General features: G+C 43.6%; 10 protein-coding genes and 1 pseudogene. 4 read left to right on the forward strand and 7 right to left on the reverse strand.

What is annotated here, in order from left to right:
• Positions 1-162 precede the first annotated feature (162 nt).
• From H5073_RS16095 to pheS, 7 genes and pseudogenes are all read right to left on the reverse strand, one after another.
• Positions 163-429 (reverse strand): annotated as a pseudogene (locus H5073_RS16095) (MerR family transcriptional regulator); the annotation flags it as partial.
• A gap of 680 nt (positions 430-1,109) precedes the next feature.
• Entirely contained in the window at positions 1,110-1,457 is a 348-nt protein-coding gene (locus H5073_RS16100) for a Fis family transcriptional regulator (protein WP_182680590.1), read from the reverse strand.
• Positions 1,450-2,310: a mechanosensitive ion channel family protein gene (locus H5073_RS16105; RefSeq protein WP_182680591.1), complete on the reverse strand. Its 861-nt coding sequence runs from the start codon at positions 2,308-2,310 to the stop codon at positions 1,450-1,452. The genes H5073_RS16100 and H5073_RS16105 overlap by 8 nt, the downstream gene beginning before the upstream one ends.
• 71 nt (positions 2,311-2,381) lie before the next feature.
• The gene (gene lpxM / locus H5073_RS16110; RefSeq protein ID WP_182680592.1) at positions 2,382-3,317 is read right to left on the reverse strand and encodes a lauroyl-Kdo(2)-lipid IV(A) myristoyltransferase; all 936 of its coding nucleotides are present in this window, start codon (positions 3,315-3,317) and stop codon (positions 2,382-2,384) included.
• 158 nt (positions 3,318-3,475) lie between these two features.
• Positions 3,476-3,775: an integration host factor subunit alpha gene (gene ihfA / locus H5073_RS16115; RefSeq protein ID WP_011496046.1), complete on the reverse strand. Its 300-nt coding sequence runs from the start codon at positions 3,773-3,775 to the stop codon at positions 3,476-3,478.
• A gap of 3 nt (positions 3,776-3,778) precedes the next feature.
• Positions 3,779-6,166 (reverse strand): phenylalanine--tRNA ligase subunit beta, encoded by a 2,388-nt coding sequence (pheT, locus tag H5073_RS16120; RefSeq protein ID WP_182680593.1) that lies wholly within the window; start codon positions 6,164-6,166, stop codon positions 3,779-3,781.
• A 15-nt stretch (positions 6,167-6,181) separates the two neighbouring features.
• A complete protein-coding gene (pheS, locus tag H5073_RS16125) occupies positions 6,182-7,165 on the reverse strand; it encodes a phenylalanine--tRNA ligase subunit alpha (protein ID WP_182680594.1) in 984 nt (327 codons plus the stop codon).
• 878 nt (positions 7,166-8,043) lie between these two features.
• On the opposite strand from pheS, the gene H5073_RS16130 reads away from it, so the two are divergent.
• From H5073_RS16130 to H5073_RS16145, 4 genes are all read left to right on the forward strand, one after another.
• Complete coding sequence (locus tag H5073_RS16130) at positions 8,044-9,660, forward strand: methyl-accepting chemotaxis protein (protein WP_182680595.1); 1,617 nt, start codon at positions 8,044-8,046, stop codon at positions 9,658-9,660.
• 79 nt (positions 9,661-9,739) lie between these two features.
• A complete protein-coding gene (locus tag H5073_RS16135) occupies positions 9,740-10,984 on the forward strand; it encodes a hypothetical protein (RefSeq protein WP_182680596.1) in 1,245 nt (414 codons plus the stop codon).
• 15 nt (positions 10,985-10,999) lie between these two features.
• The gene (locus tag H5073_RS16140) at positions 11,000-11,398 is read left to right on the forward strand and encodes a phosphate ABC transporter substrate-binding protein (RefSeq protein WP_182680597.1); all 399 of its coding nucleotides are present in this window, start codon (positions 11,000-11,002) and stop codon (positions 11,396-11,398) included.
• Between the two features lie 264 nt (positions 11,399-11,662).
• On the forward strand, positions 11,663-13,837 hold the full coding sequence (locus tag H5073_RS16145; protein WP_182680598.1) for a M3 family metallopeptidase: 2,175 nt from the start codon (positions 11,663-11,665) through the stop codon (positions 13,835-13,837).
• Positions 13,838-13,842: the final 5 nt, after the last annotated feature.

Below are 13,842 nucleotides of genomic sequence, written 5' to 3' on the forward strand. Positions count from 1 at the left end.
GTTAGATTTATTCAGCTCATATCATCAAACCACGCGGGTTTTAGCCGCAAAAACTTAACTGACACCACTGACTTAGATTAAACGCGTTTATATGAGCATATTGTTCAGAAAATTAACAAAAACTGCCAGTTCCATTTAACAATGGCTGGCACTTTTAAATATTTGGGCGATTTCTTCATCCAAAACACTAAGCCTATGACGCAGTAGCTCTCTGTCAATTTGAGCCTCTAAACATACTTGGCACTCTTTTAAGGTTAATCCGCCAGCCTGTAATTGTTGTAACAGTTTTACTCGCTGAACATCTGTGTCTAAATAGCAGCGATACCCATTGCTTTGCCGTTTGGCAGAAATCAGTTTGAGTTTTTCGTAATAGAGCAAAGTGGAGCGGCTCAATCCAACTTTTTGTGCCAATTCAGAAATACGGTACATAGGGTTCCCTCTCATTGATGAGCCAACTATAAACTGTGAAGCTTTAGACAGGTCAATATTTTTTTGGCAAAAACTTGATAATAATTTTGGGAGTCAGGATAGTTTAGAATAGTGCCTAGGATCACCACATCAGCTTAAACGTGCATAAAATCAACCTTCATACGCACACAAGTCGCTTAGAATTCTAGTTGCGCAACAGAAGAAACGGTACACTTTCATTCTAGATGGCTACCGAAAGGAGCCGTGGTGGCTTAGGCTTTGCTATACCTGTATTCATTCATCGATAACTAGTCTAGATAACGCGCTAATAAGCTTCTGTCCAAAAATGGGTTGGGTTGATGATTAGGTGGAATACCGAGCTACCCGATTACTAAAGATAGACTTGTAATCTTTTAAGGCTAAAGGGCACACAAAAACTGAAAAGGTGAACCATGACGCTTCACCACGAGAAGGGCGAGCCGACCGTTTGCTTTTCGTTTAAGAGAATTGGACGTCGAAGCGAGCTACAGGGGCGCTTTTGATTTTATAAAAAGCACGCGTGTCGTAGTGACTTTTTGTGAATGAAATGGGCCATGGTAAGCCTATATGGCAGAGTTTAAGTTAACTTATTGCTATTCAAAAGCTTAATGGTGGCACCCATGGTCAAATTTGAGCAATGTCAGGTTAGCAAAGGCTGATTTTCAACGACGTTCAAGCCTTCGGCTCCAACTGCCGTTATCTTGGTGTTGACAGTTTTCCTCTGTGTCAAACACCAGGGGTACGGCTTTATTGGGTTTAATGCTTATGCTGGCAAGTTGCTGTTTCACTAAAGCCTGTAGCCCAGCGGTAGCATTAGCGTCCGCGTTGAAGGCCCGCAATTCTTGATTTGTATCAAATACGCACACTAGACTCAAACTGTCTGGGAAACGCTGGAAATTTACCTTATGTGTGAGCCAACTAAACCCTGGGTATTGGCTCTTAGCCTGCTCACACACTTGTGTCAGGGCTTCAATAAGCTGCGCCTCTAATTTTTTATCGGTTTTACGCATTGGTAATGGTTAAGTTACCGTCTAAATGCACATCGCGCTGCGGGAAGGCAATGGAGATATTGTTTTCATTAAACAGCTCATACATGCGAAAACGGATTTCACTGCGACGGCGACGGATATCGGTTTCTGATACTGCGCTAACCCAAAACACGGCATCAAAAATTAGCGCGTTATCGCCAAAGTCTTCAAAAAACACCATAGCTGGTGGTTTTTCCAAAATATCATCACGCTCGTTAAGCACTTGAAATATCAATTCACGTACTAAGACAACATCGGAGCCATAGGCGACGCCAATACGCACAAACGAGCGGGCATTTTGATCGATTAAAGTCCAGTTTGTTACTGTGTTTTCCAGCAACTGGCTATTCGGCACTAGCATGTGCACGCCATCATTGCGGCGAATTAAGGTTGAGCGAGTGTTAATGCTTTCAACCACACCGCGAGCATCGCCCACTTCAAGAAAGTCGCCAATGCGTATGGGGCGCTCCCACATCAAGATCCAACCACTGATAAAGTTGTTGATGATATTTTGGGCACCAAAACCCACACCAATGGCGATTGCACCAGAGACAAAGGCAAAGGCGGTAAGTGGAATATTTAAAATCTCCATGCTGGTGACCACCAGTATGGCGATGGTGAGCACCAGATAAACACGGGAGAAGAAATGAATAGCATCGGCGCTGACATTACGGGCGCGTAAGCCTCTTTTTATTAACTTACCCACATGGCCAACAATGAACCAGGCCAGTAAAATATAGAAAGGCACCTGTAAAATCTGCAACAAGGTAATGGGACGACCATCATAGGTGTACACTACAAAGGCCAGTGCCTCTAATATCGAATCTAAGCTCATCATTTGTCCTTTTTGTTGTTCTTATTGTCGTTGTAATTTGTGACTTAGTTTTCTTGCTACTCATAACACCATCAGTACAAAGGTGGTTCCCCCACTGGGCGGGTTTTAAGTAATTTTAAAAACCACATATATTGTTCAGGATATGCCAAGATAACCTGCTCCACCACCTGATTTAACGCTAAGGCCTCATTATCTTTACCTTTCATGGTTTCAGGGTCAATGGCTGGCATCACGGTTAAATTGAACTGATGCGCCTGTTGATCATAACCAATTTTTACCGGCATCACTTGAGCATTGCCCGCACTGGCTAAGCGCCCTACCACAGGTAACGTCGCCTTAGTGGTGCCAAGAAAAGGCGCAAACACGCTTTGCTCTGGGCCTAAGTCTTCATCAGGTAAATAAAAGAAGCTATTGTCTTGCTTAAGTTCAGACAAAAGCGCACGAATACCCGCTTCACGCATGTATATTCGCCCCTTTTGACTACTGCGTATTTTATTACTAAACCAATTAAATAAGGGATTTCTATGAGCTTTAGCCATCGAGACCATAGGGATCTCATGGTTAAGTCTCAGACCGGCATATTCTATAGGCCACACATGGGGCATGATAAAGATGATCGGCTGGCCTGCTTCTCTTACCTTTTTAACATGCTCAAAACCATGCAACTTAACACGGCGGCACAGGTGCTTATCGCTGCCAAACATCAATTCTGCCTGAGACAATATAGCGATGGCGAAATTGTCGACATTTTGCCTTATTAAGGCATTAACCTCGTCTTCACTCATGTGGGGAAAGCATTGGGTTATATTAATTTTCGCTACGGCCAAGGGTTTTTTCGCCACCCGCATCACAAGTTTAGCTAAGCCCCTAGCGATAGGATCCCTAAACCATGCAGGCATAAGCCCAAACAGCAATAAGATGCCAATAACCAACCAAGTGGGCCAATGCTTAGGATGTAAAAGCGAGGGCGGGAAACGTGTATCAAAGTGTTTGGCTTTGCGTGACAAAAGAAACCTCTATTGGGTGGGATAAATGATCAGAGAAAAAGGGCTTTGCATTGTAAATCAACATAGGTACCATTTTCAAAAAAACAACAAAAAGCCACTCATAAAGAGTGGCCTTTTGCCAACTCAATTCAATAAATGAACTGAGCTAACCTGCGAAATTATTTCTTGCCTGAGTTTGCAGCTTCCACTCGAGCTTTCAGTTTTTGCCCGGGACGGAACGTCACTACGCGGCGTGCTGAAATCGGAATATCTTCACCTGTTTTTGGGTTCCTTCCCGGTCTTTGATTCTTGTCCCTAAGGTCAAAGTTGCCAAAGCCAGATAGCTTGACCTGCTCACCACTTTCGAGCGCTTCACGAATTTCTTCGAAGAATGACTCGACCATCTCTTTGGCTACGCGCTTATTTAAGCCTAATGTTTCAAAAAGATGTTCTGCCATTTCGGCTTTGGTAAGTGCCATACTTTAATCCCTCAACAATGCGTTGAACTCGGTCTTAAGTGCAGAAACTACTGAATCAACTGTTTCAGTAATGTCTTTTTCTTCAAGGGTACGAGTAGTGTCTTGTAACGTAAGTGCTATCGCCAGGCTCTTTTTGCCAGGTTCAACACCTTTACCTGTGTATACATCGAATAAGTTTAAGCCAACCAACTGATTTTCGCCAACTTTTCTTATCAAATTCATGACATCGCTTGCTGCTACACTATCGTCGACAACGACGGCTATGTCACGACGATTTGCAGGAAACTTAGATACAGCTTGGGCTAGCGGCAAATTAGACTGTAATAACGCGTCTAATTCGAGCTCAAAAACAAAGGTTTTACCGTTTAAGCCAAAAGGCTTCTCTAATTTTGGATGTACTGCACCAATATAGCCGATAACGCGATTATTTCTCAATATTTCAGCACATTGCCCAGGATGCATAGCAGAATGCGTTGCTACCCTAAAGCTAAATTCTGAAACGGCAACTGTCAAGCCCATCATGGCTTCTAAATCACCTTTTAAGTCAAAAAAATCAACTGTCTTGGATTCCATCGACCAATGTTCGTCATTTTGAACCCCAGAGATCACAGCACCAATCATGGCTTGCTGCCTCACGCCAGATTCTGCATTGAGATCAGGAACAAAGCGTAATCCAGTCTCAAATAAACGCACGCGGCCCTGCTGACGACTTTGGTTATAACCCACTGCGCCCAAAAGACCGGTGAACATTGACAGGCGCATGGCCGACATTTCAACCGAAATGGGGTTGGGTAACACCATGGCCTCAAGGCCTGGGTGCACTAAGTTTTGCATTTTTGGATCAACAAAACTGTAGGTCACCGCTTCTTGGAAACCACGGGCCACTAACAAACTGCGTACCCGCTTAAGTTCTATGTCTGATTCTTTATGATCCGACATCTTAAGTGCCGCTTGGGGAGCGATATTAGGAATATTGTCATAACCGTAAATACGGGCCACTTCTTCGATTAAATCTTCTTCAATGGCCATATCAAAACGATAAGTGGCTGTTGTAACGCTCCAAGTATCGCCATTAGCAACAACGGCAAAACCTAGACGCTCTAAAATTTCTGCCACGTCCGCATCTGGAATATGATGACCTAAGGTTTTATCTAGCTTACTGCGACGTAGCACAAGCTTGGTAGGCTTAGGTAAATATTCAGCCGATAAGACTTCTATTACTTGCCCAGCTTCACCACCACAGATATCAAGCACTAAGCGCGTAGCTCTGTCCATCACCTTATGTTGAAGCTCTGGGTCGACGCCACGCTCAAACCTGTGTGACGCGTCTGTGTGTAAGCCTAGGCGACGTGACTTGCCCATAATGGCAAGGGGGGCAAAGAAAGCACACTCTAACAAGATGTCTTTGGTGGTGTCGCTCACCCCTGTGGCTTCGCCGCCAAATACGCCGGCAAGTGCAACAGCTTGGTTGTTATCGGCAATCACTAGAGTGTCATTTGGCACTGTGATTTCATTGCCATCAAGCAGCTTGAGCTTCTCAACACCATCGGCTAAACGTACAGTAATGCCGCCATTTAAGGTGTTTAAATCGAAGGCGTGCATAGGTTGACCAAATTCAATCAACACAAAATTGGTGATGTCGACGATGGCATCGATAGAGCGGATACCACTGCGACGCAATTTCTCTTGCATCCAGCTAGGGGTTGGCGCTGCTACATTGATATTTTTGACCACACGGCCCAAATAACGTGGGCAAAGTTCTGGTGACTTAACCTCAATGTTAAAGGGTGCATCTATGCTGGCGCTTACCGCTTCCCAGCTTGGCGTTGTTACGCTTTGGCGATTTAATACGCCCACTTCACGAGCAAGACCCACCATGCCTAAACAATCGGCGCGGTTAGCGGTTAAATCCACATCTATGATGGCATCATCAAGATCTAAGAATTCACGCACGCTGACGCCAAGTGGCGCATCTTGGGGTAATTCAATAATGCCATCGCTTTCGATGTCGATACCCAGCTCAGTATATGAACACAACATGCCCATAGAGGGCTGACCGCGTAGCTTGGCTTTTTTGATTTTAAAATCACCAGGCAATACTGCGCCCACCATGGCAACTGCCACTTTAAGGCCTAAGCGGCAATTGGGGGCGCCGCAGACGATGTCAATAAGCTCATCACCGCCAACATTAATTTTGGTTACTTGAAGTTTGTCCGCATCTGGATGCTGACCACATTCAACCACTTCACCAATAATCACGCCGCTAAACGCTGCAGCAACGGCATCAACGCCATCGACTTCAAGGCCTGCCATGGTAATTTGGTGTGATAATTCGTCGCGGCTTATTGCAGGATTGACCCACTCACGAAGCCAAGATTCACTAAATTTCATCTGATTATTGCTCCGTTATTTGAATTGCTTAAGAAAACGTAAATCGTTTTCGAAGAAGGCACGTAAGTCATTGACGCCATAACGCAACATGGTTAAACGCTCAACGCCCATACCAAAAGCAAAACCAGAATATTTCTCAGGATCTATGCCCACGCTGCGCAGTACATTCGGGTGCACCATGCCGCAGCCTAGCACTTCGAGCCATTTGCCATTTTTACCCATCACATCCACTTCAGCCGAAGGCTCAGTGAACGGAAAGTAAGAGGGACGGAAGCGCACTTGTAAGTCTTCTTCGAAGAAATTACGTAAAAAGTCATGCAAAATGCCTTTAAGCTCGGCAAAATTAACATTTTCAGCAACCATTAAGCCTTCAACCTGATGGAACATAGGCGTATGAGTTTGATCGTAATCGTTACGGTAAACACGGCCCGGAGAAATAATCCGTAGCGGCGGCTTTTCGTGCTCCATGGTGCGAATTTGCACCCCAGAAGTTTGCGTTCGTAGCATCACCTTAGGGTTGAAATAAAAGGTGTCGTGATCCGCACGTGCTGGGTGGTGTTCAGAAATATTCAAAGCATCGAAATTATGAAAATCATCTTCGATTTCAGGCCCTTGCTTAACCACAAAACCCAGTTCACCAAAGAAAGTTTCAATACGTTCTATGGTACGAGTCACAGGATGCAAACCACCAAGTTCAAGGGTGCGGCCCGGCAAAGTGATATCAATCTTCTCGGCAATCAATTGCGCTTCGAGCTCACTCGCTTTTAGACCATCAATACGCTCAGACAAAGTTTGCTGAACGGCTTGCTTGGCTTGGTTGACGGCTTGACCGAAGGCAGGTTTTTCTTCTGCGCTCAGACTTCCCATCATTTTCATCATGTCTGTGATCTTACCTTTCTTGCCTAGGTAGTCGACACGGATATCATCCAATGTCTTTAGATCACTGGCTTTAGCGACGTCGGCTAAAGCTTGCGCTACGATCTCGGTTAACTGCTGCATGTTATCATCCACTGCATTTTCGCATTTATCTGCGATTGGGCGCCAAACCAAAGGGCTGACGACGGAGGCGCTGAATGGGTCTGAGGTGCTTGACTATCAACGCTTAGGTTAAAATAAAAGAGACAAATTTTACGTTAGCAGGAGAAAATATACTAGGCTTAATTGCGGTTTTTATCAGTGAAATGGCGGTATTTATCAAGGTTATAGCGCCAAGCTCAGTGCTCAGCTTAATATTCGTTCAGCATGTGCCCTAACCTTCATCATTAACAGAAGTGCCCAAAGCTTCGCAAACTTAAGCTCAGAATCAAAGCCAGAGTCAAACACCCACAAGTTGACTGAACAAAAAACAAGCAAGCAGTATTGATATTAACGCATCCTCTCTCAAGTTAACTATATTCAACCCGATACATTCATTAGAACAAGATTAACTATTATGAATGCCAGTGAAAGCCTATGGGTCAGACACTGAAAAGTTTCGCAAATGTTAATATTAAGCGCTTAACCTTGGGTACTTTGTAGTTTAAGGCGCTGTGTAACTAAGCCTGTGTGATTCATCCGACGATTAAAAACCATTATGGATATTATGTCGGCCATAAATGTGCGGCGTTATAGCAGTAATGCTTTTATATTTTGATAATGAGAACGAGTATCAAATAACTTGAGGATAATAATAAAATGGCTAATAAGATGAATAAAACACTCAATAAATGGCTGCAAAAAAAACAACAACCCATTGTTAATTAACAATTTTAAATAACGAATATCATATAACAAAATATTTGTATCGAAACTGCGAATTTTCTTTCATAAGCAATTTCTCATAAACATTTTTGTATGATAAAATTCTTTCCTGTTTTATTTACATATTAAGAACACATATGAAGTTAACCAGTTTAAAAATAAAGCATAGAATTGCCTTACTCACACTTTTTGCTATTACTTCTTTTGTTATATCGCTCTTGATTAACAAACAGAGTGTGCAACAAAATGCTGAACGCTTAAATGGACTTCAGTCTCAGCTTTACCCTGTTTTAGAATTAGCCACTCAAAATGAAGGCTTACTATTACAATTAGATCAACACATTCAAACAGCGGTCACTACGGGTGAAGAAGACTCTCTAGAAACCGTGGATGCTATTGTGGTTAATATTAACAATAATCTAACTAAAGTGGCTGCTTTAGCCTCTGAGCAAGCTCAAGAGATCAGTCAAATAAAAACTGAGTTAGCGCTTTATCATAAAAATGCCAAAAGTTTAGTGGCCGAATTTTTAAAAGATGATGTCGACTTTGACAGCATTAAACGCCAAGCCGCCGACAATGCCGAGCGCTATAACCAACTGGTCGTTCAATTTCAGCAAAAAAAGCAGTTATTTTCTGAACAGTTTAAAACCAGTATAGAAAATACCCTCGCCAGCTCTGAAAGCGCTGGCACCTCAATGCTCATAATAGGTTTAGTGGCTTCAATCATATTAATCGTGGCTGGCCTATTGGTTAATTCATCAATTATTTTAACCTTAAACAATGTCACCGATTCTCTGCGTAACATTTCTGAAGGTGAAGGCGATCTCAGTGCCCGCATTCATTATGATGGCAAGGATGAAATCGCAACCTTAGTGCATTGGTTCAACCAGTTTGTTTCTAAACTGCAGGTGTCTATTGCAGAAACAAAATCCACCACTGAAAGCTTAAGTTTGGTTTCTCAATCACTACTAAGCAGTAGTAATAACAGCGAGCAAACCGTTGCCGAGCAAAATGCGGCGATTGAGCAGATATCCCATGCTATGCGTGAGATGTTTGTCAGCGTCAGCCATATTGCTGAGTATGCAGCCAATGGCGCCACTGAGGCCGAGCAAGCCAACAATGAAGCCAAAGCGGGTCAAGCAGTTGTCGCGACCGCGGTAAGCACCATTGAAAAGTTAGCTCAAGAAGTGAAAACCACAGCCGTGGTTGTGAATCAGCTCGATGCTTTTACCAGCAATGTTAACGACATTCTTGACACTATTCGTGGTATTGCCGATCAAACTAACCTGTTAGCCCTAAATGCGGCCATTGAAGCGGCTCGCGCTGGCGAACAAGGTCGCGGCTTTGCCGTTGTTGCTGATGAAGTGCGCACGCTCGCATCACGTACTCAAGCATCAACACAAGAAATTCAGCAAGTATTGCAAGAGTTACGTTCAACCTCTAAAGAAGCGGTTGAAGCTATGCAGCGCGGAATTGAAACCGCTAATGATGGTGTAAAATCTACCGCTTTAGCTGGAGATGCCCTTACTGGTATTACATTGAAAGTCAGTGCGATTAATCAAGTGAACGAGCAAATTGCCGCCGCCACTGAGGAGCAACATAATACCTCTGAGCTTATTCAGCAATATGTTTCGGACATTGAAAATAATGCCCTAAAAGTGAAAAATACCACTCAAGAAATGGGCGGGATTAGTTTTGACATTCAAAATATTAGTAAGCGTCTACAATTAATCACAGATCAATTTAAAGTTTAACTTTTTAAACTTAATCCTTGATCAGATGATGCAAGATAATAAGCCCACTGGGCAAATGATGATGAACAGGAGCGATACAATGAAGTTTATGTTAAAGACCCTATCTTTAGCTGTTGCTTGTGCCTTAGTGCCTTCTGCTGTAATGGCTGAACAAAGCACTGAACAAAAAATTGCCCAACTTGAACAACAAGTAAAAGCACTGCAAAAGCAGCAAACAGCAAGCTTAACAGATAAATTTAATTTTAATGGCTTTATCAGCGGTGCTTATATTAGCGCCGATAATGATGCCGGTTACAATGCTGCTGATACTAGCGCTAACTTCAGCCAAGACAGCAAAATTGGCTTCCAAGGCACCTTCAACATCAGCAACAGCACCCAAGCGGTAATGCAATTGATGATGCGCGGTGAAGACGACTGGGATGTTGAAGCTGAGTGGGCTTATCTGTCACACCGTTTTGACAATGGCATACAAGTACGCGCAGGTAAATTACGTGTGCCGCTGTTTATGTATTCTGATTACTTAGATGTCGGTTATGCTCAGCCGTTCGCTCGTCCTCCTGAGGAAGTCTATGCTACTGTTCCGTTCTCATCTTACACAGGTGCTGGCATCTCTTATGATGTTGAATACGATGAGTCTACCTTGACAATGCAAGCGTTTGGCGGCGAGTCTGACGTTAAATATACTGATGTTAAATTGTCGAACCTTATGGGCGCTAATTTAAGTTGGACCGATGAAGTATGGACATTGCGTGGTGTTTATGCATCAGCAATTTTAGACGGTGCTTGGGATCAAACAACCAAGGTAGCAATACAGGGTCTGCCACCAACTCAGCCACCTAGCTATACTAATGTAGACACTAGGATTATCGAACTTATTGATGCTAAAGGTGAGTTTATTGGTGTGGGGGCAAGCTATGACAACGGTGAAATGCTAGCAGTATTTGAGTGGACCCGTTCAGAAATTGATGGGGCTTACGCTGATACTGACGCCGCCTATGTCACCTTAGGTTACCGCATTAAGGCATTTACACCATACGTAACAGTCGCTTACCTTGAGACTAAGGATAATGACGAACGTCTACCCTTATCGGCACAAGCAGCAATACAAGCAGCACTGTTTAATGGTGAGCGCACAGCTTATAGCTTAGGCATGCGTTGGGATGCACTGGATAACTTAGCGGTTAAATTCGACGTGACTTACGCTAATGACTTTGGTGATACCAGCGGCGGTTTACGTACCAATGGTGCGACATATCTAAGCACTGGAAGTTATGCATTTGATGACACCTTAATTTATACCGTTAAATTCGACGCAGTATTTTAATAGAGGAGCGATAAGATGAAGAAGTTACTATCTGTTTTAGCGCTCAGCCTAGGTTGTGCTCTATCTGCAAATGCTGCAGTGGTGGTTATCGGCAACACTGGCGGTGCTGATTCGATTTCAGCCGCTGATGCTAAGAAGTTGTTTTTAGGCAAAGGCAGTTCATCGTTTGTGCCTTATGAGCTTGAAGAAGGTAATGCAACTCGCAGTGCATTCCATTCAAGTGTCACTGGTAAATCTGATGCACAGCTTAAAGCCTTTTGGTCTAAACAAGTGTTTACTGGTAAAGGCAACCCACCCGCATCAGTTAGCGGCGCTGCGGCAATGAAAGCTGCAGTAGCGGCCGATACCAATGGCGTTGGTTATATCGATGAAGCTGATGTTGACGGCACAGTAAAAATTATTCTTAAGCCGTAATTTAACACTAGGTTTTAATTTACATTTATTCAGTGTTTATTTGTAGAAAAGAGCCAGCAACTAGCTGGCTCTTTTTTTGTTACAAACAGACACGATTCTATCCCCCCATACGCTTAAAAAACTTGCTAGAATGCCCACGGCGGCTGTGCACTATTTCCTGCAGTGCTTATTGAGCATGCTTGAAAAACGCTTATTTAATATCATTACAATAACTAATTGTTACCAAGGCCGAATAGGTCGTACATTTTATTTGGGAGTTCATTTATGAAAGGCCTACGCCTTAGCCCGCTGTTTTCAGCGATGACATTGACACTGGCCTTAAGCGCCTGTTCAGACAATAGCGATGCTCAAAATCAAACCAAAATAGCTGCAACACAAACTTCAGCGCAGATGATTGCTCAGCATGCTGATAATCCTTTTTTCAAGCAGTATGGTACCTTCCAAGAAATCCCAGATTTTGACAAGATAAAGCCTGAACATTATTTGCCCGCATTTAAAGCCGGTATTGCCGCGCGCCAAGAAGAAATCCTAGCGATAGTCAATAACCCAGAGACACCGACATTTGCTAATACCATCGAAGCCATGGAATTCTCTGGCGACTTGTTAACCGCTGTCGCCAGTGTGTTTTATAACTTAACCGGTGCTCACACCAATGATGAATTACAGGCCATATCAAAACAAGTATCACCTATGCTGTCAGCATCAAGTGATGACATTTTTTTAAATGATTCTCTGTTTCAAAAAGTTAAAGACATCTACGACAATCGAGCAAACTTAGGCTTAAACGCCGCTGAAACAAAATTGCTAGAAGACACTTATAAAGGCTTCACCCGAGGCGGCGCCAATTTAACCCCAGAAGACAAGCAAACCTTACGCAGCCTTAACGAGCAAATCGGTAAATTAAACTTAGCCTTTGGTGACAATCTACTGGCTGAAACCAACGCCTTCGAGTTAGTCGTCGATAAAAAACAAGATCTGTCTGGTTTACCTCAAGATGTTATCAGCACTGCTGCAGCGACAGCCACTAAGCGCGGCCACGATGGTAAATGGGTATTTACGACCCACAGACCGTCTATCACACCGTTTTTAACTTATGCAGACAACCGCGACTTACGTGAAACCTTGTTTAATGGCTATATCAATCAAGCTAACAATGACAATGCCAACGATAATAAAGCTATCTTAGCCAAAATTGCCTCCTTAAGAGCCACCCGAGCTAAGCTGATGGGCTACCAGTCACACGCTCACTTTGTGCTAGAAGAACGCACTGCAAAAACACCAGAAAACGTCTACGGTCTTTTAAATAAAGTCTGGCCAGCGGCCCTTAATCAAGCCAAAAACGAAGTAGCTGTAATGCAAGAACTTATCGACTCCCAGGATCAAAAGTTCAAACTAGCGGCTTGGGATTGGGCCTATTACGCTGATAAAATCCGCGTAGCCAAATACAGCTTCAATGAGCAAGACACCCGTCCGTATTTTTCTTTAGAAAATACCTTAAAAGGGGTGTTCTATACCGCTAATCGTCTTTATGGCGTGAGCGTGAAAGAGCGCAGCGACTTGCCTAAATACCATGAAGATGTCCGCACTTGGGAAGTCTATGATAAAGAAGGCAAATTGATGGCCGTCTTTATGGGTGATTATTTTGTTCGCGACAGTAAACGTGGTGGTGCATGGATGAATGCCTATCGCCAACAATACAAGGCGAATGGGGTTGATTCATTACCTATCATAGTAAACGTACTCAACTACCCTCGCCCTACTGGCGACAAACCAGCGCTATTAACATTTGATGAAGCCAGCACCTTATTCCACGAGTTTGGTCACGCCTTACATGGCATGCTATCCAATGTTAAATATCGCTCACAAGCAGGCACTTCTGTGCCACGGGACTATGTGGAGTTCCCGTCACAGGTGATGGAAAACTGGATGACTCAGCCTGAGGTATTGGCGCAATTTGCCACTCACTACCAAACCGGTGAAGTGATCCCTGAAGCGCTAGTCAAAAAAATCCAAGCCGCAAGCCAATTTAACCAAGGTTTTGCTACCGTTGAATATATGGCAGCGACCAAGCTTGATTTAGATTGGCACTCGCTTAATGATCATACCGTCCGTGATGCAGCTAAGTTTGAAGCTGATTCACTGGCTAACATGGGATTAATCGATGAAATCGTGCCCCGTTATCGCAGCACGTATTTCTCGCACATTTTCAATGGCGGATATTCTGCTGGCTACTACAGCTATTTATGGTCTGATATTTTAGGTGCCGATGCGTTTGAAGCCTTTAAGGAAAATGGCATTTTTGATAGCGCCACCGCAGAAGCCTTCAAAGCCAATGTATTGTCACAGGGCGGCAGCGCTGATCCTATGGCGTTGTACAAACAGTTCCGTGGCAAAGAAGCCGGAATAGAGCCATTGCTTAAAAGCCGTGGTTTACTGTAAAAATA

The organism is Shewanella sp. SR44-3, assembly GCF_014163735.1.
Lineage (GTDB): Bacteria > Pseudomonadota > Gammaproteobacteria > Enterobacterales > Shewanellaceae > Shewanella.